The organism is Mycobacterium hackensackense, assembly GCF_025822555.1.
Classification (GTDB): Bacteria; Actinomycetota; Actinomycetes; order Mycobacteriales; family Mycobacteriaceae; genus Mycobacterium; species Mycobacterium fluoranthenivorans.
This window is the reverse complement of the sequence record NZ_JACKUC010000032.1, coordinates 182379-206349: the sequence shown is the minus strand read 5'-3', so window position 1 is coordinate 206349 and position 23971 is coordinate 182379. Positions and strand designations below refer to the sequence as shown.

22 protein-coding genes and 1 tRNA gene are annotated in these 23971 nt (G+C 69.1%); 14 read left to right on the top strand and 9 right to left on the bottom strand.

The window, feature by feature from the left end; genetic code table 11:
- Positions 1-71: 71 nt before the first annotated feature.
- Positions 72-422, top strand: a complete 351-nt coding sequence (locus H7J86_RS25325) for an ArsR/SmtB family transcription factor (protein ID WP_090362468.1) — start codon at positions 72-74, stop codon at positions 420-422.
- A gap of 526 nt (positions 423-948) precedes the next feature.
- Complete coding sequence (locus H7J86_RS25320; protein ID WP_187096755.1) at positions 949-1914, top strand: MPT63 family protein; 966 nt, start codon at positions 949-951, stop codon at positions 1912-1914.
- 19 nt (positions 1915-1933) lie between these two features.
- Here the strand turns inward: H7J86_RS25320 and H7J86_RS25315 are convergent, their stop codons facing one another.
- The 6 genes from H7J86_RS25315 to H7J86_RS25290 all read right to left on the bottom strand — a co-directional run bounded on the left by H7J86_RS25315 (position 1934) and on the right by H7J86_RS25290 (position 6852).
- The gene (locus H7J86_RS25315; protein ID WP_267294316.1) at positions 1934-2593 is read right to left on the bottom strand and encodes a hypothetical protein; all 660 of its coding nucleotides are present in this window, start codon (positions 2591-2593) and stop codon (positions 1934-1936) included.
- A gap of 13 nt (positions 2594-2606) precedes the next feature.
- Positions 2607-3557, bottom strand: coding sequence for a Ppx/GppA phosphatase family protein (locus H7J86_RS25310; protein WP_372517331.1), 951 nt, complete (start codon positions 3555-3557; stop codon positions 2607-2609).
- On the bottom strand, positions 3554-4045 hold the full coding sequence (locus H7J86_RS25305; protein ID WP_090362457.1) for a DUF501 domain-containing protein: 492 nt from the start codon (positions 4043-4045) through the stop codon (positions 3554-3556). Before H7J86_RS25305 ends, H7J86_RS25310 begins: the two co-directional genes overlap by 4 nt.
- Entirely contained in the window at positions 4038-4724 is a 687-nt protein-coding gene (locus tag H7J86_RS25300; RefSeq protein WP_267294314.1) for an FtsB family cell division protein, read from the bottom strand. The genes H7J86_RS25305 and H7J86_RS25300 overlap by 8 nt, the downstream gene beginning before the upstream one ends.
- Before the next feature lie 10 nt (positions 4725-4734).
- Positions 4735-6024, bottom strand: a complete 1290-nt coding sequence (eno, locus tag H7J86_RS25295; protein ID WP_090362452.1) for a phosphopyruvate hydratase — start codon at positions 6022-6024, stop codon at positions 4735-4737.
- Between the two features lie 96 nt (positions 6025-6120).
- Positions 6121-6852, bottom strand: a complete 732-nt coding sequence (locus tag H7J86_RS25290; RefSeq protein ID WP_090362449.1) for a lytic transglycosylase domain-containing protein — start codon at positions 6850-6852, stop codon at positions 6121-6123.
- Between the two features lie 166 nt (positions 6853-7018).
- Between H7J86_RS25290 and efeU the strand changes: the two genes are divergently transcribed.
- The 7 genes from efeU to H7J86_RS25255 all read left to right on the top strand — a co-directional run bounded on the left by efeU (position 7019) and on the right by H7J86_RS25255 (position 14168).
- Positions 7019-7951 (top strand): iron uptake transporter permease EfeU, encoded by a 933-nt coding sequence (gene efeU / locus H7J86_RS25285; RefSeq protein WP_187096756.1) that lies wholly within the window; start codon positions 7019-7021, stop codon positions 7949-7951.
- A 58-nt stretch (positions 7952-8009) separates the two neighbouring features.
- The gene (efeO, locus tag H7J86_RS25280; RefSeq protein ID WP_267294312.1) at positions 8010-9164 is read left to right on the top strand and encodes an iron uptake system protein EfeO; all 1155 of its coding nucleotides are present in this window, start codon (positions 8010-8012) and stop codon (positions 9162-9164) included.
- A gap of 43 nt (positions 9165-9207) precedes the next feature.
- The gene (gene efeB, locus H7J86_RS25275; protein WP_267294466.1) at positions 9208-10500 is read left to right on the top strand and encodes an iron uptake transporter deferrochelatase/peroxidase subunit; all 1293 of its coding nucleotides are present in this window, start codon (positions 9208-9210) and stop codon (positions 10498-10500) included.
- Positions 10501-10524: 24 nt separating this feature from the next.
- The gene (locus H7J86_RS25270; RefSeq protein WP_090362440.1) at positions 10525-11061 is read left to right on the top strand and encodes a hypothetical protein; all 537 of its coding nucleotides are present in this window, start codon (positions 10525-10527) and stop codon (positions 11059-11061) included.
- Between the two features lie 111 nt (positions 11062-11172).
- Positions 11173-12525 (top strand): PepSY-associated TM helix domain-containing protein, encoded by a 1353-nt coding sequence (locus tag H7J86_RS25265; protein ID WP_267294310.1) that lies wholly within the window; start codon positions 11173-11175, stop codon positions 12523-12525.
- Positions 12518-12994, top strand: a complete 477-nt coding sequence (locus tag H7J86_RS25260; protein ID WP_267294308.1) for a copper chaperone PCu(A)C — start codon at positions 12518-12520, stop codon at positions 12992-12994. Before H7J86_RS25265 ends, H7J86_RS25260 begins: the two co-directional genes overlap by 8 nt.
- Positions 12987-14168: a Dyp-type peroxidase gene (locus H7J86_RS25255; RefSeq protein WP_267294306.1), complete on the top strand. Its 1182-nt coding sequence runs from the start codon at positions 12987-12989 to the stop codon at positions 14166-14168. The genes H7J86_RS25260 and H7J86_RS25255 overlap by 8 nt, the downstream gene beginning before the upstream one ends.
- Here the strand turns inward: H7J86_RS25255 and H7J86_RS25250 are convergent.
- Positions 14154-15101 (bottom strand): nucleoside triphosphate pyrophosphohydrolase, encoded by a 948-nt coding sequence (locus H7J86_RS25250; RefSeq protein WP_090362430.1) that lies wholly within the window; start codon positions 15099-15101, stop codon positions 14154-14156. The genes H7J86_RS25255 and H7J86_RS25250 overlap by 15 nt on opposite strands.
- A 22-nt stretch (positions 15102-15123) precedes the next feature.
- On the bottom strand, positions 15124-18741 hold the full coding sequence (gene mfd / locus H7J86_RS25245; RefSeq protein WP_090362427.1) for a transcription-repair coupling factor: 3618 nt from the start codon (positions 18739-18741) through the stop codon (positions 15124-15126).
- A 109-nt stretch (positions 18742-18850) separates the two neighbouring features.
- On the opposite strand from mfd, the gene H7J86_RS25240 reads away from it, so the two are divergent.
- A complete protein-coding gene (locus H7J86_RS25240) occupies positions 18851-19984 on the top strand; it encodes a diaminopimelate decarboxylase family protein (protein ID WP_267294304.1) in 1134 nt (377 codons plus the stop codon).
- Here the strand turns inward: H7J86_RS25240 and H7J86_RS25235 are convergent, their stop codons facing one another.
- The gene (locus H7J86_RS25235) at positions 19985-20578 is read right to left on the bottom strand and encodes a TetR/AcrR family transcriptional regulator (protein WP_090362422.1); all 594 of its coding nucleotides are present in this window, start codon (positions 20576-20578) and stop codon (positions 19985-19987) included.
- Between the two features lie 156 nt (positions 20579-20734).
- Between H7J86_RS25235 and H7J86_RS25230 the strand changes: the two genes are divergently transcribed.
- The 4 genes from H7J86_RS25230 to H7J86_RS25215 all read left to right on the top strand — a co-directional run bounded on the left by H7J86_RS25230 (position 20735) and on the right by H7J86_RS25215 (position 23928).
- Positions 20735-20806: transfer RNA gene (locus H7J86_RS25230), tRNA-Gln, on the top strand.
- Positions 20807-20885: 79 nt separating this feature from the next.
- Complete coding sequence (locus H7J86_RS25225; protein ID WP_220388650.1) at positions 20886-21509, top strand: TetR/AcrR family transcriptional regulator; 624 nt, start codon at positions 20886-20888, stop codon at positions 21507-21509.
- 71 nt (positions 21510-21580) lie between these two features.
- Positions 21581-23077 (top strand): flavin-containing monooxygenase, encoded by a 1497-nt coding sequence (locus tag H7J86_RS25220; RefSeq protein ID WP_267294302.1) that lies wholly within the window; start codon positions 21581-21583, stop codon positions 23075-23077.
- Entirely contained in the window at positions 23074-23928 is an 855-nt protein-coding gene (locus H7J86_RS25215; protein ID WP_267294301.1) for an SDR family NAD(P)-dependent oxidoreductase, read from the top strand. Before H7J86_RS25220 ends, H7J86_RS25215 begins: the two co-directional genes overlap by 4 nt.
- Positions 23929-23971: the final 43 nt, after the last annotated feature.

Here is a 23971-nt window from a genome sequence, read left to right as displayed (position 1 = left end):
ACCCATACATCTAAACATGTAAAGATTTAAATATGTCAAGTCCGGTTGGCTCACCGTGCTTGAATGGGTGAATGGGACACGGAGTCGAAGGCCGTACCGCACCCGCGGCATCGCTGGATCCCGTGTCGGCGGTCAAGGTCGCCGAAACGCTGCAGGCGCTGGCCTCTCCCAACCGGTTGCTCATTCTCACCCGGCTGCGCCAGTCGCCGTGCACCGTCACGGACCTGTCCGCGGCCGTGGGGATGGAACAGCCCGCGGTGTCCAATCAGCTGCGCCTGCTGCGCACCCTCGGCCTGGTCGCCGGCGACCGGTCCGGCCGCAACATCGTGTACCGGCTCTACGACGGGCACGTCGCCCAGTTGCTCGACGAGGCCGTCTATCACATCGAGCATCTACGGCTCGGCGCCCGCGACACCGGATAGCCACAACACCCCGCCTGACAAGGCAATTCGATGCCCGGATCCTTTATTTTCCGGCCCAGCCGAACTATGGTGAGGTGGTCATATGTTGATATTCCACCGAGTCCGGTACCGGACACCGAGGAGCTGAGCAGCATGGTCGAGCGCGTCACCCACCGAGCCGGATCCGGATGCACCTGTCATTGCAATGCGTGCGATGGCGGCCACCACTGCGGGAATCCCCCCAACTGCAATATCAGGCGCTGACCCCCCAAGGCGGTGCCTTCACCGGTCAATCGACCGGTGAAGGCACCGTTCTGATTTGCGAGGGTCACCACCTCTGCGTGATAGCCGGTCCACCACCCCTACGACAGGGGCATCGACGAGTTTGCTACCGGAGCATCCGTCGGCCCGAAAATGCTGCGCGACATCACCGTTTGAATCCGCCTGATTCCCGGGGACCGTTCCCCGGGGGGTTAAGTGCCTGCTAATTTCGCACACAGGGCGGCCCCACGGGGGGAGTCGCCCACGACTTCAGGAGTGGAACACGGTGAAGTTCACGACCATCACAGCGGGGTTCGCCTCGGCAGCCATTGCCGCCGCAGGAGCATTCGCTGCATTCAGTGCACCCATCGCGACCGCCGACAACCAGACCACCACCTCGCAGCTGGGCAGCCAGGCCACGCTGACCAACGGCGACATCGTCCAGGGCTGGACGCTCACCGGTCTGAAGGTCAGCACCGACACCATCCCCTACCAGCCGCACGGCACGCTGTGGGAAGCCACCGCCACCAATGAGGCCCTGCAGGGCAATGTCACGCCGATCGTGTCGAATCTGAACGCCCGCGCCCAGAACGGGGACACCTACCGCGCGCTGTTCGGCGTCGCCACCGCGCAGGGCGTGAATCCCTCCACCCTCTCGCAGGGCGAAAAGACCACGGGCAAGGTGTATTTCGATGTCACGGGACAGGCTCCCGACAGCGTGGTGTACGCCAACGCCGACGAGGACCTGATCGTCTGGCTCAAGCCCGCACCGGTGCAGAGCCCGGCCACCGGATCGGCTCCGCGGGCCCGCCAGGCCCCGGCCACCACCAGCACGCCGGCCACCTCGACCAGCGCCGCCCCCACCACCAGTGGCGTGCCGACCACCAGCGCGGCACCCACCACCTCGCCGGCCGCGACCACCGAGCCGACCACCCCGGGCGCACCCACCACGGCGGCCACCCCGGCCACCCCGGTGCCGTCCGGTAGCGCGGGAACCCCGCTGCCCGCCGATGCCGTGCCCGCGCAGGCCCCGGCCGGCAGCGCCGGCACCCCGCTGCCCACGGGTGAGGTTGCGCCCGCCCTGGTCCCCGCCGGTACGCAGCCGGCCCCGGCCGCTGCTGCCGAGGCCGGTGCCGCAGAGGTGCCGGTCCCGGCCGAAGCCGTCCCGGCACCGGGCGGAAGCGCGGGCACGCCGCTGCCCGCCGGCGCCTCCCCGACGACGACCGTCGTGGTGCCCGCCCCGGCCGGCTGATCAGCCACCGCAGGGTTGCTCAGGAGTGTGACGTCCACCAGGCGTAGATGTGGTCGAGCGTCGGACCTCCTGGGCGGCCCTGCACCACACTGAACAGTTGCTTGTCGATATCGCTCCAGGCGAGCATCGGGTTGTCGCCCTGGATGCCGCAGACCAGCGTGCCGCTGACCTCTTGAGGTGACGCATTGTGGCGCCACGGCCCCGGCGATTGGATCCGGCCGGGACAGTCGACCACGGTCGAGGTGTTCGTGAGCTCCTTGATGGCCTTGTCCAGAGCGGCCGAGTCGACCAGCAAGGAGTACGTCGCCGAGACCGGCCCGCCCGGGTCGGAGTTGGCCGTGCACGCCATGGTGGCCAGTGCGCCCTCCAGCCGTGCCACCGGCGTGCAGGTACCGGTCGGGTAACCCGCCGGAAGCGCGCGCAGCAGCCGGGAATTGGGGTCACTCGGCGGTGCACTGGTGGTGGACGCCGCCGTCGAGCCCTGGTTCGGCGCGGGCGCCGCCGGGGCAGCGGAATCACCGGAGGGCCGGAGCACCAGGAAGGCCGCGCCGGCTCCGACGGCCGCGACGGCGGCCACCACGCCGGCGATGACGCCGAGGTGCGGGCCGCGCCGCGTGGGCGCAGGCCGCGGAATCACCGGCGGGGGTGCTCCGTTCTCCCATGACCCTGGCGTACTCACCCGGCCTCGCTCCTCACTCCGCGATGGACAGCGCGATGCCGTCCAGGATGTCGTGTTCGCTGACAACGAGTTCGTCGATCCCGGCGAGATCGCCCAGCACGTCCGCCAGTTCTTCGACGACAATGGCACCGCCGGCGATCACATCGGCCCGGCCCTCGTGCATCGGCCCCAGCGCAAGACGCTGCGCGGCACTCATCCGGATCAGGTTGTCGCACACCTCCAGCAGATCGCCGAATCCGGTGCGGGACAAATGAATAATGTCAGGGTCGTACTCTTGCAGACCGTGCGCCAGCGCTGCGAGGGTGGTGAATGTCCCGGCCACTCCCACCCAGGTACGAGCCTGCCCGACCGGTACCTCCCGCAGCGCCTCGGCCAGCCGTTCACGCACCATCGCCCGAGCCTCACCGATCTCGGCCGCAGTCGGCGGATCCGTGTGCAGGCAGCGCTCTTTGATGCGGACGCAACCGATGTCCGCCGAGTAGGAAGCCTGCACCCCGGCGGAACCGAGGACCAGTTCGGTGGATCCACCACCGAGGTCGACCACCACGAAAGGCCCTGCGTCAGGGTCGAGTTCACCCACGGCCCCACGGAACGAGAGCTCCGCCTCCTGGGTTCCGCTGATCACCTCGGCCACCGACCCGGGGATCACCTGGCCCAGCAGCCGCGCGGTCATGGCGAAGAATTCGTCCCGATTGGCCGCATCGCGGGCGGCCGAGGTGGCCACCATCCGCACCCGCTGCACCCCGTGCTCGCGCATGGTGGCCACGTAGTCGGTGAGCGCTGCTTCGGTGCGCGCCAGCGCGGCCGGTGCGAATTCACCCGTCGCGTCGACACCTTCACCGAGCCGCACGATCCGCATCTCACGATGCACATCACGCAGGCCGCCCGGCACCACGTCGGCGACCAGCAATCGAATGGAGTTGGTGCCGCAGTCGACGGCCCCTACTCTCAAGCCCACGCTCACGTCCACACCTTCGGGTCGAGGATCCCGGCCATCCCGGGTTCGGCCGCCAGCACCGCCAGCGCTTCGTCACCGAACGGGTTCACACCGGGTCCCTTGGCCAGCGCGTGGGCCATCACCACATGCAGGCATTTCACCCGGTCCGGCATCCCGCCGCCGGTGAACGTGGTGCCCAGCGACTCGATGGCGTCCCGTTCGGCGAGATAGGACTCGTGCGCGCGGAGGTAGGCGGCGGCGAGTTCGTCGTCCGAGGCGAGCCGTTCGCTCATATCCCGCATCACCCCCGAGGACTCCAGCCGGCTGGCGGCCGCGGTGAGGGCGGGATGGGTCAGGTAGTACAGCGTGGGGAACGGGGTGCCGTCGGGAAGGCGTGGCGCCGTCTTCACGACGCCGGGCTCTCCGTTGGGGCAGCGGTAGGCGATCTCCAGGACACCGCGCGGCTCGCGACCGAGCTGGCGCGCGACGGCGTCCAGATCTGCCGGCTCAACCACCGGCGGGCGGGGTCGGGGGCACGGGCGGGGTGTCCGGTGCGGGCGGGGGCGCCTCGGGCGCTGGGGTCATCACCGGCGAAATACCATGCGGCTCATCGGCAATGGTGTGCCACAGCGAGGTGTACCACGGGTCGGTCGACTTCACGGGCGCATTCTCCGCGCCGGGGGCCGCGGGCTGCGCCGCCGACGGCGGCAGCTGCACCTGATAGGGGATGTCGCCGGGCATGACGAAACCCAGTCGCTCCCGCGCCTGGGCGGCGATGAACACCGGATCGGCAAGTTTCACTTTTTGCTGCTCAAGTTCTTCGATCTGCGAACGTAGTTGTGTCTCGGCGGCTTTGAGCTGATTCATCTCGGCCCGCTGCGCGAAGTAGGTGCGTACCGGCCCGGCGATGGTGAGCGTCAGCACACACACCACCACGGCCAGGATCGCCGCCCGCCGGGCGGCCGAACCGAAGTGCTGCTCGGACTGGTTGTCCAGCGATTCGGTGGCCGCCCTGCGGATCGACTCGGCGACACTGTCCGCGACCGGTTCGACCGGCTCGGCAGCGTCCTGTCCCGCCTCAGCCGGACGCGGCTCGATCCGACGCGGAACGGCACGCGACCGGGCGGCACCCGGCTTGCCCGGCCGTGGGGCCGGGCCGCGCCGCCGCTGATCGGGCCGTTTCGCGTCGGGCATAGGACCGAAGCTACTGGCTCGCAGGCGAGAAGCGCGGGAAAGCCAGGTCCCCGGCGTAGCGCGCGGCGTCGCCGAGGGTCTCCTCGATACGCAGCAGCTGGTTGTACTTGGCCACGCGCTCACTGCGGGCCGGGGCGCCGGTCTTGATCTGGCCGCTGCCCACCGCGACCGCGAGGTCGGCGATGGTGGTGTCCTCGGTCTCACCGGAACGGTGGCTCATCATGGTGCGGTAGCCGCTGTTGTGCGCCAGCGCGACGGCGTCCAGCGTCTCGGTCAGAGTGCCGATCTGGTTCACCTTCACCAGCAGCGCGTTGCCCGCACCCTTCTCGATGCCCTCTTCCAGGCGCTCCGGGTTGGTGACGAACAGGTCGTCACCCACCAGCTGGACACGGTCGCCGATGGCGGCGGTCAGCGCCACCCAGCCGTCCCAGTCGTCCTCGGACAGCGGGTCCTCGATGGAGACCAGCGGATAGTCGTCGAGCAGCCCGGCGTAGAACTCGGCCAGCTGCGCCGCGGTGCGGGTCTCCTTCTCGAAGGCGTATCCGGTTCCGTCGGTGTAGAACTCGGTGGCCGCCACATCCAGCGCGAGCGCGATATCGCTGCCCACCTTGAAGCCGGCCGCCTCGATCGCCGAACCGATGAGATCAAGGGCCGCCCTGGTGCCGGGCAGATCGGGCGCGAAGCCGCCCTCATCACCCAGACCGGTGGCCAGACCCTGCTTCTTGAGCACGGACTTGAGCGAGTGGTAGACCTCGGCGCCCCAGCGCAGCGCCTCCTTGAAGGACGGTGCACCGATCGGCGCGATCATGAACTCCTGCACGTCGACCCCGGTGTCGGCGTGCGCCCCGCCGTTGATGATGTTCATCATCGGCACGGGCAGGATGTGCGCGTTGGGTCCGCCGATGTAGCGGAACAGCGGCAGCCCGGCAGCCTCGGCGGCACCCTTGGCCACCGCGAGGGACACGCCGAGGATGGCGTTGGCGCCGAGGCGCGACTTGTCCGGCGTGCCGTCCAGATCCAGCAGCGCCTGGTCGACGAGCCGCTGGTCGTCGGCGGCCAGGCCGATGACAGCCGGGGCGATCTCGTCGAGCACGGCCTCGACGGCCTTCTCCACGCCCTTGCCGCCGTAGCGCGATCCGCCGTCCCGCAGCTCGACCGCCTCATGCTCACCGGTCGACGCGCCCGAGGGCACCGCGGCGCGGGAGATGGTGCCATCGATCAGGGCAATCTCGACCTCGACGGTGGGGTTACCGCGCGAATCGAGGATCTCGCGGGCTCCGACCTGTTCGATGATGGGCACGGGTTCCTCCTGGAAGTGACGGACTGGGCTGACGGGTCATGCGCTCAACCAAGAGCCTAAGGGTTGATCCTCGGCGCGGTGTGCCCCAGTCATGCACTACAGGGAATGCCCGGCCGCGTACGCGGTCGCCCAGTCCCGGACCGAGCGCGCGTACTGGTCGGACAGGTTGTAGGCACGCAGCGCGTCCATCCAGCCCCGCGGGGTCGACAGGTCCTTGCCGCGCCAGCACAGATAGCCCGCCGCCGAGAGCGCGGCGTCGTCGATGTTGTCCGGGCTGATCACGCCGTCGTTGTTGGCATCCACGCCGTACAGCCGCCACGTCTCGGGGATGAACTGCATCGGGCCCATCGCGCGGTCCATGGTGGAGTCGCCGTCCAGCACGCCGCCGTCGGTATCGGGGATCTTCAGGTTCCCCATGGTGCCGTCCAATTGGACGCCCCGGATGGGCGGCCGCACATCACCATTCGGCGCGACCGTGGCCCCGCGATAGGTGCCGTGATGACTCTCGACCATGCCGATACCGGCCAACGTGGGCCAGGACAGGTGGCATTTGGGGTTCTCCACTTCGGCGACCCGGGCGGCGTACGCGTAGGCCTCCAGCGCCGTCACCGGGATCCCCAGCGCCGGTGCGCGTTGGGCCGCCCAGGCGTGCAGAGGGTCGGCCGGTCGCCCGGCCGCGTGGGTGTCGACCTGCGGAACGGGATCACCCGCCGGCGGCGGCACGCCGTCCGGGATCGGGATGCCCGTCTGCCAGGAACAGCTCGAGGCCATCAACAGGGCCGTCGCGCCGATCACCGCGACAGCCCGCAGCCAACGCACTGGCGACACCGGACTCCTCAAACCGTTTCACTTGGTGCCATCGTCCCACGCGCGGGCGGCGATCCCATTCAGTCACACGACCGTCCCCCACCGAGACCGCCCCTGATAAGGTACGCCACACCTATCTTTGGCAAGGCAAAGCTTGGGTGTGAAATTGGGTAGCGAGGACGACTGAATGACGGCATCGGCAGAACTTCCGGCCAGCGTTCTCGCCGCTGCACCCAACATCACCTCACAGCTTTTCGGCAGCGGGCTCATAGGTCTGCGCGAAGGCCTGGAAACCAGCATCGTCGTGTCGATTCTGATCGCGTTCCTGGTCAAATCCGGCCGACGCGACGCGCTCAAGTGGGTGTGGCTGGGCGTGGCCGGGGCCATCGTGATGACCCTGGGGGTGTTCCTCACCATCCAGTTCAGCGCCTACACGGTGTCGGGGCTGGGTGCCGAGGCCATCGCCGGAGTGGCCTCGCTGGTCGCCGTCGTCATCGTCACCACCATGGTGCTCTGGATGAAATCCGCGGCCGCCAGCCTGTCGGGCGAACTGAAAACGGGGATGGCCCGCGCCCTGGAGACCGGCGGGCTCGCGGTCACCAGCCTGGCCTTCCTGGCCGTGGGCCGCGAAGGCGTGGAGACGGCGCTGTTCATGGTCGGCTTCGCCGAGGCCGAGACGCTCTGGCCACTGGTCGGCCTGGTGGTGGGCGTGCTGATCGCCATCGCCATCGCCTACGCGATGTACGCCGGGGCGGTCCGCATCAACCTGGCCAAGTTCTTCCAGTACACGGCCGTGTTCCTGATCCTCGTCGCCGCCGGCATCCTGTCGTACGGCGTGGGCGCCCTGCAGACCGTCGGCTGGCTGCCGGGCCTGGCCCACAAGGCCTTCGACATCAGCTCGTGGTTCAACTGGTCATCCTGGTACGGGCAGGTGATCCAGGGCGTCTTCAACGTCACACCGACCCCCACCGTGCTGCAGTTCGGGGCGTGGCTGGCCTATCTGGTCCTGGTGCTCGCGGTGTTTCTGCGGCCCACCAAGGCGCCGGCCGCGCCGGGCGACGCCCCCACGCCTGACGACACGTCGGCCGAATCGAACACCGACGCCCGAATCGAACACTGACACGGTCCCGGCTCCGGAACCGTCCGCCACCGCAGAAAAGCATCGAAAGGTCGACCACGTGAACAATCGCACCGCCCTGACAGCCGCGCTGTTGGCCGGGCTCGCCCTGGCCGGGTGCACCGCCAAGGAAAACGCCAACAGCAGCGATCCCGCCAAGGCCGGCGCACCGGCGGAGGTCACCGTCACCGCCTCCGACGACAAGTGCGAGCTGTCGGGCACCGAGGGCAAGACCGGCGCGACGACGTTCAACATCACCAACAACGGCACCAAGGTCACCGAGTTCTACGTGTACGGCGAGGGCGAGCGGGTGATGGGCGAGGTGGAGAACATCTCCCCCGGGCTGCAGCGCAAGCTGATCGTCCAGCTGGCCGAGCCGGGCACCTACCAGACGGCGTGCAAGCCGGGCATGATCGGCGACGGCATCCGCGGCGACTTCAAGGTCACCGGCGACACCGTGCAGGTCGACACGCAGGGCAAGTTCAAGGAAGCCGCCGACAACTACAAGCGGTACGTCAACAGCCAGACCGACGCGCTGATCCCGGCCACCCAGCTGTTCGTCGACGCCGTCAAGAAGGGTGACATCAACGCGGCCAAGGCCCAGTACCCGATCGCCCGCACCTACTACGAGCGCATCGAACCGGTCGCCGAGTCCTTCCCCAACGATCTGGACCCGCGGATCGACCTGCGCGAGGCCGATCTGGAGCCGGGCCAGAAATGGACCGGTTTCCACGCCCTGGAGAAGCAGCTGTGGGTCACCGGGTTGCAGCCCGACGCGAACGCGCTGGCCGACCAGCTGTTGGCCGATGTGAAGGAACTCGACGCCGGGGTCAAGGCGCCGGACTGGACCATCGACTCCACCAAGATCGCCGGTGGCGCGCAGGGTCTGCTCGACGAGATCAGCGCCAGCAAGATCAGCGGCGAAGAGGACATCTTCAGCCACACCGACCTGTGGGATTTCAACGCCAACGTGCAGGGCTCGCAGACCGCGGTGGCCTCGGTGCGGCCCATCCTCGATGAGCGCAACCCCGACCTGGGCAAGCGGGTGGACGAGCAATTCGCCAATGTCGAAGCGCTGCTGGCGAAGTACCACAAGGGCGACGGCTTCGTGCTCTACGACACCGTCACCGAACCGCAGCGCCAAGAGCTGTCCCGCGCCATCGACGCGCTGTCCAAGGAGGTAAGTCAGGTGCAGGGTGTCATCGCACCCCAGTAACCCCGAAGGCGGTCCGGACGCCGGTCCGGAAGTCGGTCCGGAAATCCACGTCGTGGACACCCCGCGCCAGGGGCTTTCCCGGCGCAAACTGTTCGGCGCCGCGGGCGTCACGGCCGCAGTCGTCGGCGCAGCCGGCGCGGGTGCACTGGCCGGGCGCGCCTCGGCCACCAGCACCCACGGCGGCGACTGGGAACCTCACGGCGCGGTGCCCTTCCGCGGCGAGCGGCAGGCCGGCATCATCACCGAAGCCCAGGACCGGATGCACTTCTGCACCTTCGACATCATCACCGACAAGCGCGACGACGTGGTGGCGATGCTGCAGGAGTGGACCGCGATGGCCGAGCGGATGACCAGGGGCGAGGACGCCGTCAAGGACGGTGCGGTCGGCCTGAACCCCTACGCGCCGCCCGCCGATACCGGTGAGGCCCTTGGCCTTCCGCCCTCACAGCTGACCCTGACCATCGGCTTCGGCCCGACCTTCTTCGTCAAGGACGGTAAGGACCGGTTCGGCATCGCCGACAAGAAACCTGTCGACCTGGCTCCGCTTCCCAAGCTCACCAACGAGAATCTGGACCCCGCCAGGTGCGGCGGCGACATCTGCATCCAGGCCTGCGCCACCGATCCGCAGGTGGCCGTGCACGCGGTGCGCAACCTGGCACGGGTGGCCTTCGGCACGGCGGCGGTGCGGTACTCGCAGCTCGGTTTCGGCCGTACCTCGTCCACCACCCGGGACCAGTCCACCCCACGAAACATGTTGGGGTTCAAGGACGGGACCAACAACCTCAAGGCCGAAGACACCGACAAGCTCAATCGGAACGTGTGGGTGGCCGACGGTGACGGCCCGGACTGGCACACCGGCGGCACCTATCTGGTGACCCGACGCATCCGCAACCGGATCGAGGCCTGGGACCGGACCACCCTGCTGGAACAGGAGAGGGTGATCGGCCGCACCAAAGGCACCGGTGCACCGCTGGGCTACGACGACGAATTCGCCCCGCTGGACTTCGACCTCAAGAACGCCAAGGGCGAACCGATGATCGACCGCGACGCCCACGTGCGGCTGGTGCATCCCGACCACAACGACGGCATCGAATTGCTGCGCCGCGGCTACAACTTCACCGACGGCTCCGACGGCTACGGGCATCTGGACGCGGGGTTGTTCTTCATCGCGTTCACCCGCAACCCGAAGACGCATTTCGTCCCGGTCATCTCCAAGATGTCGTCCGACGCGCTCAACGAGTACATCTTCACCAACGGCACCGGTGTGTTCGCCTGCCCGCCCGGGCTCAAGGACGGCGACAAAACCGGCTACTGGGGTTCGGGCATCTTCGCCTGACCCCAGCCCGGTAAAGTTCCGCCGGTGACCACGCCGAACGCCCGCGCGCTCTGGTTGCGCGGCGGGCTGGTCGGCGGGAGTTCGGCGGTGATGGCCACCTCGGCCCACGCGGGCGCGGCGGGAGCCGTCCCGCACGGCGCCGCGCTGGTCGCGGCACTGCTGGTGTGCGCCACCGCCGGAGCCGCTGTTGCGGCGGTCGACGTGGCCGGCCGCCACACCCGGGGCCTGGCGGTGTTCACCGCGCTGTGCGCCGCACAGTTCCTCAGCCACGTCGCGCTGGCCGTGACCGGCGGCCACCACCACGCCGGTGCCGCGTTGGGCCTGACCCCGGCGATGATCGCCGCCCATACCGCCGCCGCGGTGGTCCTGGGCCTGTCGATCGTGGTGGTCGAACACCTCTACACGGTCTGCACCACCCTGCTGACCTGGCTGCGGCTGTTCACGGTCGGCAGCTCCCGACCCACTCCGCCGCCCGTTCAGCGGGCCGAGCCCGTCGTCATCCGCCCCGTGCTGCTGCGCCCGGGTTTGGGTATGCGCGCACCGCCGCGCACCTTCGCGTAACGGTCACCACTCCTCACCCGACACCGCATGCCCTCGTGGGCTGCGGTGGTACGCGTTGCGCGCATCTCTGCGCGCCCCACACACTTTCGCAGCGATTCAGAGAGTCACGACATGACCCTTCCCGAAGAAATCTCGGTACCCGAAAACCCGACCGCCCCACCGCCGCCGCGGCGCAGCTGGCGCCCGCTGCTCATGCGGCTGCACTTCTACGCCGGCATCCTGGTGGCCCCGTTCATCGTCATCGCCGCCGTCACCGGCGGGCTGTACGCGATGGCACCGACCATCGAACGCCTCGCCTACGGCGACCTGCTCCGTGTCGAGCCGTCCGGCCGGCCGGTGCCACTGGCCGATCAGGCCGCCGCCGCCCGCAACGCGTATCCGCACCTGGCCATGACCGGGATGCGACCCTCGGCCGAGACGGGTGAGTCCACCCGGATCTACTTCGCCGATCCCGCCCTCGACGAGGAATTCCGGCGGGCCGTCTTCGTCGACCCGTACACCGCCCGGGTGCTCGGCGACGAGCCGACCTGGCTGGGCTACCTACCGGTCAGCACGTTCCTGGACGGGCTGCACCGCCACCTTCAGCTGGGTGAGCCCGGCCGGATCTACAGCGAGGTCGCGGCCTCATGGCTGTGGGTGGTGGCGCTCGGCGGACTGTGCCTGTGGTTGTTCCGCCGCGGCCGCGTCTTCACGGTGGCTCGCGGACTCAAGGGCCGCGCCCGCACGCTGAACTGGCACGGGGCCACCGGGGTATGGCTGCTGGCCGGTCTGCTGTTCCTGTCAGCCACCGGTATCACCTGGTCCACCTACGCCGGAGCGCATGTCAGCGATATCCGCACCGCACTGAATTGGCAACGGCCCACGATGGATCCGGCGCCGACATCGACCGCCACCGTCGATCCGGCCGACATCGACTACGACGCGGTGGTGCGCGCGGCCGCGGGCGCCGGAGTGCAGCTGCCGGTCGAGGTGGCCCTGGCCCCCGAAGCCGGGGCGGGTGTCACCGTGACCGAACAAGACAAGCCCTACCGGCTGACCACCAACGCCGCCACCGTGGATCCGGCCACCGGGTCGGTGACCAGCACGCTGGACTACTGGCGGGACTACTCCGTGGTGGCCATGCTCGCCGACTGGGGGATCCGGGCGCATATGGGCCTGCTGTTCGGTCTGCTCAATCAGCTGGTCCTGCTCGGTATCGCCGTCGCGCTGGTGGCCGTCATCGTCGGCGGGTACCGGATGTGGTGGCTGCGCCGCCCGACGCGCGGGTCGGCGTGGGCGGTCGGCAGGGCCCCGCTGCGGGGTGGACTGCGCACGCTCTCCCCGTGGGCAGCCGGCGCACTGGTGGTCACCGCGGTGGCACTCGGCTGGTTCCTCCCGCTGTTCGGGATTCCGTTGGCGGCCTTCGTGATCGTCGATCTCGGCATCGCCGCGATCAAGCGCGGGAAGGCCGGGACCGATGCGTAGGCGGCTGGCCATGCTGATGCTGGCCCTATTGATGGCAGGTTGCGCCGCTCCGCATCCGGAACAGCCGATGGCTGCCGAGGTCACCGTCCGGGACCAGTGGGCCAGCGCGGCCGACTCCGGAATGGCGGCGTTGTTCGGCACTTTCGCGAACAACGGCCACCACGAGGCGCGCATCGTGTCCGCCACCTCACCGGTCGCGGGCCGGGTGGAGGTGCACGAGGTCACCGCGGATGCCAACGGCACCAAGACCATGCACCCGAAACCCGGTGGCCTCGTGATACCGCCGGCCGGGACGCACGATCTGGTGCCCGGCGGCGATCATTTGATGCTGATGGACCTCAAGGCACCGCTATCCCCCGGTGCCGATGTCCCCGTCACGGTGACGTTCGACGACGGTTCCACCCTCGACGTCACCGCGCAGATCCGCGATTTCGCCGGCGCCAACGAGCACTACCAATCGCATGGCTGAGATGAACCGGCGGCGCCTCCTCACCGGGGGCGCCGCCGCGCTCGCCGCCGGGGCAGCCCTCACCCAGAGCGGTGCGGCCCGATCAGCCACGCCGCAGGGCGGTTTCGGCACCGCCGTCGAACCGTTCCACGGAACACACCAAGCCGGGATCGCCACCGCAGCGCAGGCCCACGCCTTGTTCATCGCGCTCGACCTGGTGCCCGGCGCAGGCCGGGATCAGCTGACCGCGGTGCTCAAGTTGTGGAGCGCCGACGCCGCGCGACTCACCCAGGGGGTGCCGGCCCTGGCCGATACCGAACCCGAACTGGCACTGCGCCCGGCCCGGCTCACCGTCACCGTCGGACTCGGACCCGCGGTGTTCGCGCGGGCCGGGCTGGCGCACCGGCTGCCGGCCACGGTGTACCAGATGCCCGGGTTCGGTACCGACCGGCTCGATCCGCGGTGGTGCGGAGGGGAATTGCTACTCCAGCTCTGCGCCGAGGACCCGGTGACGCTGGCGCACGCGGCCCGGGTGCTGCTGAAGAATGTGCGACGCTTCGCCGTACCACGGTGGCGGCAAAGCGGATTCCGGCACGCCGCCGGGGCCGACCGGTCCGGAGCCACCATGCGAAACCTGATGGGTCAAGTCGACGGCACCGCGAATCTACGGGAGCCGGCCGAATTCGACCGACACGTCTGGGATGACGGCGGCCGGCAACCGTGGTTCGCCGGCGGCACCGTGCTCGTGCTCCGGCGGATCCGCGCCGAGATGGACACCTGGGACGAATTAGACCGGGAGAGCAAGGAATTCGCGGTCGGTCGCCGCCTGGACACCGGCGCGCCGCTGACGGGAGAACGCGAGTCCGACCAGCCCGATCTCACCGCGCAGGTCGGTGGTATCCCGGTGATCCCACCCAACGCGCATATCGCCCTGGCCCGGCACCGGTCCGAGGACGAGCTGATGCTGCGGCGGCCGTACAACTACGACGACCCGCCGCCACCGGGCACCACCACCGACAGCGGCCTGCTCTTCGCGGTCTACCAGCGCGACCCGGGGCGCAGTTTCGTCCCGGTGCAGCGCCGGCTCGCCGCCGCCGATGCGTTGAACCGATGGGTCACCACGATCGGTACCGCGACGTTCGCGATTCTGCCGGGTACCAACGGCGGCTATCTGGGGCAGTCACTGCTGGGGTGAGGGCCAGTGGGCGCGCCACTCGTCCTCGGTGATCTGGGCGGGTGGCGCGTCGGCGATGGCGTCCCCCCGGCGGTCGGCGAAGACCGCCTGCTCGACCTGGCGGACGGTGTCGATGAACTCCAGAACCGCTGTGCGGAGGTCGTTTTCGACATCGCCGCCGGCGTCTATCCGCACCTCGCGCAGAGTGGCCGGCACCAGGTCGTCGGGCAGACCGGCCCCGGCGACCCGCTCCCGGATCTTCTGCGCCAGCGCCAGCGCGGGCTGGCCGGTCGGGACATCGTCCATGCACGAATTGCGGGCCTTGGAGAGCTTCTCCTGCGCTTTACGCTCCTCCCACTGAGCCAGCTGCTCTTCCAGTGAGATCGATTCGCCGGCCAGTACCCCGAAAGCGCGGTTGCCCAGCTTGCGCACCAACGCATCGGCGACGTCGTCGATGCCGAACGGGTGCGTGGGCGCGTCCTCGGCGATGCGGGCGTGAAACAGTACCTGCAGCAGCACATCCCCGAGTTCCTCGCGCAGTTCGTCGGCATCGCCGCTGCGCACCGCGTCGAACAGTTCGTAGGTCTCCTCGAGCAGATAGCGCCGCAGCGAGTCGTGGGTCTGCTCGCTCTCCCACGGGCCGTCGGTGCGCAACTTGTCCATCATCGCCACCGCGTCCATCAAGCGCTCGCCGGATTGCGGTGCGGGCGCGGCGATCAGCCGCTCCCCCGCCGCCAGCCGCGCCTTCACCGCAGGATGCCCGGGGTCCGAGGACAACAACACCGGCGCTGCGCCTTTTTCGTCGTCACCGGCGAAACACGGGCGGGCCGACGGCAGTGACCACGGCACCTTGATCGGCATCTCCTCGGTGTACTGCACATCGCCGGCCAACAGTGCGACGGCATCCACCGGCACCAGTGCCGGTCGGCGCGGGTCCACCAGAACGACTGTCATTTCACGCCTCCGGCATGGGAAGTCATGACGCCCCACTTCCCACAGTCACATCCACGTCACCGGCGGGACGTCCGTCCAAGGTGAGCAACAGACCGGCCACCGCCTTCACCAGCTCGACATCACGGATCCGCGGCGCGCCGACATTGGTCCCGGCCCGCGGGATCGGGATCTGCACCGCCGACGTCGTCGCACGGTACGCCGCACCCGGGTAGACCCGTTTGAGCCGCAGCTGCTGGGAATCCTGCAGGGTCAACGGACCCACCCGCAGGGTGGAGTCCGAGATGGTGGCGACTTCGGTGACCCCGTACTGCCGGCACAACAGCCGCAGCCGGGCGACCGCGACCAGACGCTGCGCCGGTTCGGGCAGCGGTCCGTACCGGTCGACGAGTTCCTCGATGACCGCGTCCACGGCCGCGCCGTCGGACGCGGCGGCCAGGCGCCGGTAACCCTCCAGCCGGAGCCGGTCGCTGGCGATATAGTCCGGCGGAAGGTGCGCGTCCACCGGCAGGTCGATCCGCACGTCCTTGGGTTCTTCCACGCCCACAACGGTTTTGCCGTCGACCGCGGCCCGGTAGGCCTCCACCGCTTCACCCACCAGCCGCACGTACAGGTCGAAACCGACCCCGGCGACATGCCCGGACTGTTCGGCGCCGAGGACGTTGCCGGCGCCGCGGATCTCCAGGTCCTTCATCGCCACGGCCATCCCGGCGCCCAGGTCGTTGTTCTGCGCGATGGTGGCCAGCCGGTCGTGCGCGGTCTCGGTGAGCGGAACCTCGGGCGGATACAGGAAATACGCGTACCCGCGTTCCCGGCTGCGGCCCACCCGGCCACGCAGCTGATGCAGCTGGGACAGACCGAAGGTGTCGGCGCGTTCCACGATCAGGGTGTTGGCGTTCGAGATGTCCAGCCCGGTCTCCACGATCGTGGTGCACACCAGGATGTCGTACTCCCGGTTCCAGAACCCCTCGACGGTCTTCTCCAGCGTGTCCTCGTTCATCTGGCCGTGCGCCACGACGACCCGCGCCTCGGGCACCATCGCCTGCACCCGCGCGGCGGCCTGGTCGATCGACTTCACCCGGTTGTGGATGTAGAACGCCTGCCCGTCGCGCAGCAGCTCGCGCCGCAGCGCCGCCGCGACCTGCTTGTCATCATGGGGCCCAACGTAAGTCAGCACCGGGAAGCGTTCCTCGGGCGGCGTCAGGATGGTCGACATCTCCCGGATGCCGGCCAGGCTCATCTCCAGGGTGCGCGGAATCGGGGTGGCGCTCATGGTGAGCACGTCGACGTGGGTGCGCAGGCTCTTGATGTGCTCCTTGTGTTCGACGCCGAACCGCTGCTCCTCGTCGACGACCACCAGACCGAGGTCTTTCCAGCGCACCCCGGTCTGCAGCAGCCGGTGCGTGCCGACCACGATATCGACCGAACCGTCGGCCATGCCCTCGATCACGGCCCGGGATTCGGCCGGATCGGTGAAGCGCGACAACCCTTTCACGGTGACCGGGAACCCCGCCGTGCGTGCGGTGAAGGTCTGCATGTGCTGATCGGCCAGCAGCGTGGTGGGCACCAGCACCGCGACCTGCTTACCGTCCTGCACCGCCTTGAACGCGGCCCGTACCGCGATCTCGGTCTTGCCATAGCCGACGTCGCCGCAGATCACCCGGTCCATCGGGACCGGCTTCTCCATATCCGCCTTGACCTCTTGGATCGCGGTGAGCTGATCGATGGTCTCGGTGAACCCGAACGCGTCCTCCATCTCGGCCTGCCACGGGGTGTCCGGACCGAACGCGTGCCCCGGCGCGGCTTGCCGCTTGGCATACAACGCGACCAGCTCACCGGCGATCTCGCGAACCGCCTTGCGCGCCTTGGTCTTGGTATTGGTCCAGTCGCTGCCGCCGAGCCGGCTCAGCGTGGGCGCCTGGCCACCCACATAGCGGGACAGCTGGTCCAGCGAGTCCATCGGCACGTAGAGGCGGTCCGACCCGCCGCCGCGCTTGGCCGAGGCGTACTCCAGCACCAGGTACTCCCGGCGCGCACCGCCGATCACCCGTTCGGTCATCTCGACGAACTTGCCGATCCCGTGCTGGTCGTGCACCACCAGGTCGCCGGCAGTCAGCGCCAGCGGGTCGACGACGTTACGCCGTTTGGCAGCAAGCCTTTTCCCCTCGGGCGCGGCGACACGGTTACCGGTCAGGTCGGTTTCGGTGATGACCACCAGGTTTGCGCCGGGCACCACCACGCCGTCGCGCAACGGCCCCTTGAGCACGCCGACCACACCGGCCTTCGGCGCCGCACCGGACTCCAGAAGTGTTGCCGGGATGTCGGATTCGCCGAGTTGTTCCACCACGCGCTGCGCCGTGCCGGCGCCCGGCGTCACGATGACGGCGAACCCGCCCGTCGCGGCATGGGCGCGCAGCATCGCGAAGATCTCCTCCAGCGACTGCTGCGACCGTGCCGACGGGGCGGCCCGCAGATCCAACTCGGTGGCGTTCTCACCGGTGAGCTGACTCAGCGTCCACCACGGATGTCCACCGGCCACCGCCGTGGCACGCACCTCGTCGAGACCGCGGAAGCCGGACCCGCCGAGCTCCTCGATATCGATCGGGGCATTGCCACCCATCGCGGCGACCGACCAGGACGCCTCCAGGAACTCCCGGCCGGTCTTGATCAGGTCGGCGGCGCGGGCCCGCACCTTCTCCGGATCGCAGACCAGCACCGGGGTGCCGGCGGGCAGGTGCTCGGTCAGCAGCACCAGATCGTCCGGGCGCAGCACCGGCGCCAGGGCCTCCATCCCGTCGACCGTGATGCCCTCGGCCAGTTTGGCCAGCATGTCACCGACGCCGCCGGCCATGGTGTTATCGGTGGCGGGCAGCGCGCCCGCGAGCTGACCGGCACGTTCGCGGACCTCGGCGGTCAGCAGCAGCTCCCGGCACGGCATCGCGATCAGGTTCTCGATGGTGATCTCGGGGATGGAGCGCTGGTCGGCGACGGCGAACATGCGCATCTCCGAGACCTCGTCGCCCCAGAACTCGATGCGCACCGGGTGTTCGGCGGTGGGCGCGAACACGTCAAGAATGCCGCCGCGGACGGCGAACTCGCCGCGTTTGGCGACCATGTCCACGCGGGTGTACGCGAGCTCGACGAGCCGGGCGATCAGACCGTCGAAGTCCGCTTCGCCGCCCACCGTCAACGTGATGGGCTCCACGTCCGACAGTTCGGGTGCCATCGGTTGCAGCAGCGAACGGGTGGTGGTGACGACGACGCGCAGTGGCGGGCCGAGCCGTTCGTCCTCGGGATGGGACAGCCGGCGCAGCAGCCGCAGCCGCGCACCGACAGTCTCGACACCCGGCGAGAGCCGTTCGTGCGGCAGCGTCTCCCAGGACGGGAACAACGCGACCGACTCGCCGAATACCGCACGCAGTTCGGCGGTCAAGTCGTCGGCTTCGCGACCGGTGGCGGTGACCACGAGCAGCGGTCCGGCCTGGGCGGCCGCGGCGGCGACGAACAGGCGCGCGCTGGCGGGCCCGATGAGGGCCAGGTCGCCGCTGCGTTCGGTCACAGCCCGCAGACCGGGATCGGTCAATGCCAGCTCGATGAGGCCCGCCAACGGGGTCTCGACAGAATGGTGCCCCGGTGCGGTCATGATGGCACCCAGTCTAGTGGCGTCCGAACGGTGTCAAGAATTGGTACGGCGGTGTCAATAGACCGTCAAGATCATGGCGCCCGGCCGCCGGTGCGCACACCGTGGACACATGACTCTTCTCGATGCGGTGCACTCGCTGCGCCGGGCAGCCCCTCAGCGGATCGACCCTGCGGTGTGGCCGGTGACCACGCAGGTCGATGTCGACGGCCGGCTGTGCGTCGGCGGGGTACCGCTGACCGAGGTCGCCGACCAGTTCGGCGCTCCCGCGCTGGTGCTCGACGAGGCCGAGTTCCGCTACCGGGCGCGCCGTTACCGGGTGCAGCTGCCGGAGCGGCGCACCGTGTACGCCGGCCACGCGCTGCTGAGCCGGGAGGTGGCCCGGTGGGTGGCCGAGGAAGGTTTGGGGCTGGCCGTGCGCAACCCGGCCGAACTCGCCGTCGGTGTGGCCGGCGGTGTCGATCCGTCCCGCATCGTCGCGCGCGGCTGCGCCCGGACCACCGCCGACCTGCGCGCCACGGCAGGGGTGGGGCGCATGGTGATCGGCTGCGGCACCGAGATCGCCCTGCTGGCCTCTCAGCTGAGCCGGCCGCAGCAGGTGCTGGTCGATTCCGCCGACCTGGCCGCACGGGTGCTGCACCAGCCGATGCTGCGGCTGGCCGGGCTGCACTGCCGGGCCGGCGAGATCAAGCAGGCGCTGGCCGAGATGGCCGAAATCCGCGACCGGCATGACATCGAGCTGCCCGAACTCAACATCGGGGAAGTCGACGCCGACGATTCCGCGGCCGATCTGACCGAACTCGATGAGGCCATCGACCTCGCCCTCGACGAGAGCTGCGCGGCGGCACGCTTCCCGCGCCCGATCGTCGTCGTCGAACCCGGGCATGCGATCACGGCCAGGGCGATGGTGAGCTGCGCGCGGGTGGTGGCCGTGCGCGACGGTGTCGTCACCGTCGACGGCGCCGCCCCACCGGTGAACCGGCAGTCGGTCGCCGTGGCCAATCGGCACCCGCTCGGATCGACCCGGCCGGTCACCGTGCTCGGCCGGGCCGGTGAGGTGATCTGCGCACAGGTGATCCTGCCTGCCGATCTCCATCCGGGCGACCTGCTCGCCGTCGCCGGCCCGGCCGCCCGAGGCGACGCGCTGACGACACGGCCCCCGGTCGTGGTGGTGCGCGACGGGCGCGCCCATCTGTCGGTGCGCCGGGAGACCATCGACGATCTGCTGGCCCGCGACGTCGGTTAGTCAGTCGGCTTCCAGGGCGGGATCGGCCTCCAGGTGCGTCAGCCCGTTCCACATCAGGTTCACCAGGTGCGCGGCCACCACTTCCTTGCTGGGCTCGCGCACATCGAGCCACCACTGCGCGGCCATCGACACCGACCCGACCAGGGCCTGGGCATACAGCGGCGCCAGGTCGGGGTCCAGGCCGCGCCGGGAAAAGTCGCCGGCCAGGATGGAAGCCACCTGACTGACTGCGTCGTTGAGCAGCGTGGAATAGGTGCCGGAGGTGATGGCGGCCGGCGAGTCTCGGATCAGGATGCGGAAGCCGTCGGTGCGTTCCTCGACATAGGTGAGCAACGCCAGCGCGACGCGCTCCAGCCGGACCCGGGACCGGTTGTTGGTCAGCGAGGATGTGATGCCGTCCAGCAGCGCCGACATCTCCCGGTCGACGACGACGGCGTACAGGCCTTCCTTACCGCCGAAGTGCTCGTACACCACGGGTTTGGACACGTTGGCGCGCTGCGCGATCTCCTCGATCGAGGTGCCGTCGTAGCCGCGGTCGGCGAACAGCGACTTGGCGATCTCGATGAGCTGCTGGCGGCGTTCGGTGCCCGTCATCCGCGCGCGGGGGACGCGGGCTTCCTTTTCCGGTGCTGCCACATGCCCACACTAAACCCCGGGTCGATGAACTCCTGCCCGCCGGCCTAATCCCCGGGTCGCTGAACTCCCGCCCGCCGGCCATTCGCACTTGCATTAGAGTCTCGGGTTGATCAGTCCGTCGTGGTGTAATCGGCAGCACCTCTGATTTTGGTTCAGATAGTTCAGGTTCGAGTCCTGGCGACGGAGCTCATTCAGCGCTCATTCAGCGCACATTCGGCCGACCCCCGTGCCGCACGCCGTCCCCGGCAGGCCCAAGATGGCTGGTGTGGAAGGCCAGCGCTCCTACGGCGGCATCAGCGCAGACGAACGGACCGCACGGCGGCGCCGGCAACTGCTCGACGCCGGCCTGGAGATCTTCGGCTCGACCGGGTACCGCGCGGCCACCGTGCGGCAGGTCTGCCGCGTGGCGAAGGTCGCCGACCGCTACTTCTACGACCAGTTCCGCACCATGGAGGATCTGCTCGTCGCCGTCTATCAGGAATGCGTGGATCGGCTCGAGGACTCGATCGCCGTCCCGATCCAGACCGCCGGCTCCGTCGAGGAGATGGCCCGGCTGGGGTTGGAGTCGTTCCTGGCGGCGGTACAGGACGACCCGCGGCTGGCCCGGGTGGTCTGGTTCGAGGTGCTGGGCGTCAGCCCGGAAGTGGAGACGACCTATCTCAGCCGGATGGCCAGGTTCGGTGAGCTGCTGATCACCGCGGCGCCCGCGCCGTTCGCGGTGGCTCCAGAACTCCGTCCGCTGGTGGCGGGCGCGGTCATCGGCGGTATCAGTCACGTGGTGATGACCTGGCTGGCGTCGGGCTTCGCCGCACCGCGCGCGGATGTGGCGACGGCACTGGAGCTGTTCCTGATCAGCGTCGCCGGCGGCACCGTCACCGCACCCGAGTGAGCTGCATCACCGCCCGGCGGGGAAGCCGTGGTCGCCCGCTAATCTGATGACGTTCAACATCAGATTAGCGGGTGGAGGCGATCGAGATCGAGGCAGACAGCGGGACACACAGTGCCGTGATCATCGGCAGCGGCTTCGGGGGACAGTGCGCGGCGATGACGCTGCGCAAGGCCGGTATCGACGACTTCGTCATCCTCGAGCGCCGGGCGTTCGTCGGGGGGACGTGGTGTCAGAACTCGTACCCGGGCGCCGCAGTGGATGTGCAGTCGCCGCTGTACTCCATCTCGTCGGAGCCGTACGCGTGGACCCAGATGTTCGCCGACCAGGCCGAACTGCAGGCCTACACCAACCACGTCCTCGACAAGCACGCCCTGCGCCCCCACATCCGCGTCAACGCCGAGGTCACCGAGGCCCGCTGGACCGAGGACGCGTGGACCGTCTACACCGCCGACGGCCGCGAGTTCCGCGGCAAGTATCTGATCAATGCGTCGGGCCCGCTGAGCACCCCGGTCATCCCCGACTTCACGGGCCGGGAACTGTTCACCGGCAAGAGCTTTCATACCAACGACTGGGACCATTCTTTCGACTACCGAGGCAAGCGCGTCGCGGTGATCGGTTCCGGCGCCAGCGCCGCGCAGGTCATCCCCGCGATCGCACCCGATGTCGCAGAACTTCACGTCTTCCAGCGCAGCCCGCACTGGGTCATGCCCCGCCACGACCGGGTGTTCACCCCCTGGCAGCGTCGGCTGCTGGGCAACCGCCTCATCCACAAGGCGGTGCGCACCGCGATCTACTGGAGCCTGGAAACCCGGATGATCGGGTTCAAGTATTCGCGGTGGGCGCTCAAGCGCGTCGCCGAGGACAACGCCCGCGCACTGATCGCCCGCCAGATCAGCGACCCCGCCCTGCGCGCGGCCGTGACTCCCGACTACACCATCGGCTGCAAACGAATCATCCTGTCCAACACGCTCTATCCCGCCCTGGCCGCGGAGAACACGACGCTGCACGACCGCACCGACGGTATCCAGCGCATCACCGAAACCGGCATCGTGACCGCCTCCGGCGAGCATGTCGACCTCGATCTGATCGTGTGGTCGACGGGCTACGACGCCACCGACGGTGTCATCTCCTACCCCGTCGTCGGCGCGCGGGGAACCAAGCTGGCCGATGTCTGGCAGGAATTCCCCCGGGCCTACCTGGGCACGTCGATCCCCGGCTTCCCCAACTTCTTCGTCGTCACCGGCCCCAACACCGGAATCGGCCACACCAGCGCGGTTTTCGTCATCGAGGCGCAGATGGAGTACATCTCGCGGGCGATCACCGCGGTCGAGCGGCAGGGCGCGACAGCCATCGAGGTCACCGATATCGCCGAGGACGACTACACCCGCATGGTCCACCGCGAAATGCGACGCACCGTCTGGCACACCGGCGGCTGCCAGTCCTGGTACAAGTCCAAGTCCGGGCACGTCATCGCGATGTTCCCGGGATTCTCGTTCACCTTCCGCCGCCTGGCCCGCCGATTCAGGCCCGCCCATCACGTCATCCGGCCGGCAGGAGGACACCGATGAGCCGAGCCGACCGCATCGACCTGTCCACGTCGGTGGCGCTGGTGACCGGCGCCGCGGGCGGCATCGGCGCCGCGGTGTCCGAAGAACTTCACCGCCGGGGCGCCGCGGTGGTGCTCGTCGACCTCCAACAGGACCGGGTCGACGCCGTGGCACAGCGCCTGGGCCCCCGGCGGACGCTGGCCATCGGTGCCGACGTCACCGACCTGGACGCCATGAAAGCGGCCGTCGCCGCGGCCGGGAACACCTTCGGAAAGCTCAACATCGCCTTCGCCAAATCCGGAATCGCCAGCGGAGCACAGGCTTTCACCATCTCCAGCGCCCCCGACGGCATCTTCGAGAAAGTCCTCGCCGTCAACCTGCAAGGGGTGTGGAACACCGTGCGCGCCGCGTTGCCCGACGTGCTCGACACCGCGGGACACGTGCTGCTCACGTCGTCGACGTACGCCTACGTCAACGGCATGGTCAATGCTCCTTACGCGGCCTCCAAAGCCGGGGTGGAGGCCATCGGCCGGGCACTGCGCGCCGAACTCGCCGGCTACTCGGCCACCGCCGGCGTGCTCTACCCCGGCTGGATCGCCACCCCCATCGCAGATATCGCCTTCGGCGGTGACCCACTGGCCACCGAACTCGTGCACCGGGCCACCCCGGCGCCGCTGCGCAAGCCGATCCAGCCGGTGCGGGTCGCCCACGCCGTCGCCGACGGCATCGTCGGTCGCGCGCCCCGCATCCACGTCCCGAAACGATGGATCCCGCTGTCGGTGCTGCGCGGCGTGGTCAACCCGATCGCCGACCGGGCGCTCGAAGGTGACCCCGAGCTGCAGCAGCGGATCCGCCAGATCGACCGTCGCTGAGACCGTCCTGCACCGGAGGCATCCCGCCACCACTGGTTACCCT

Excerpts from the sequence above, each read along its gene's own strand:
- H7J86_RS25325 (WP_090362468.1), top strand. The coding sequence starts at position 72 with ATGGGACACGGAGTCGAAGGCCGTACCGCACCCGCGGCATCGCTGGAT.
- H7J86_RS25300 (WP_267294314.1), bottom strand. The coding sequence starts at position 4,724 with ATGCCCGACGCGAAACGGCCCGATCAGCGGCGGCGCGGCCCGGCCCCA.
- efeU (WP_187096756.1), top strand. The coding sequence starts at position 7,019 with ATGACGGCATCGGCAGAACTTCCGGCCAGCGTTCTCGCCGCTGCACCC.
- H7J86_RS25265 (WP_267294310.1), top strand. The coding sequence starts at position 11,173 with ATGACCCTTCCCGAAGAAATCTCGGTACCCGAAAACCCGACCGCCCCA.
- H7J86_RS25260 (WP_267294308.1), top strand. The coding sequence starts at position 12,518 with ATGCGTAGGCGGCTGGCCATGCTGATGCTGGCCCTATTGATGGCAGGT.
- H7J86_RS25255 (WP_267294306.1), top strand. The coding sequence starts at position 12,987 with ATGGCTGAGATGAACCGGCGGCGCCTCCTCACCGGGGGCGCCGCCGCG.
- H7J86_RS25250 (WP_090362430.1), bottom strand. The coding sequence starts at position 15,101 with ATGACAGTCGTTCTGGTGGACCCGCGCCGACCGGCACTGGTGCCGGTG.
- mfd (WP_090362427.1), bottom strand. The coding sequence starts at position 18,741 with ATGACCGCACCGGGGCACCATTCTGTCGAGACCCCGTTGGCGGGCCTC.
- H7J86_RS25240 (WP_267294304.1), top strand. The coding sequence starts at position 18,851 with ATGACTCTTCTCGATGCGGTGCACTCGCTGCGCCGGGCAGCCCCTCAG.
- H7J86_RS25235 (WP_090362422.1), bottom strand. The coding sequence starts at position 20,578 with ATGACGGGCACCGAACGCCGCCAGCAGCTCATCGAGATCGCCAAGTCG.
- H7J86_RS25215 (WP_267294301.1), top strand. The coding sequence starts at position 23,074 with ATGAGCCGAGCCGACCGCATCGACCTGTCCACGTCGGTGGCGCTGGTG.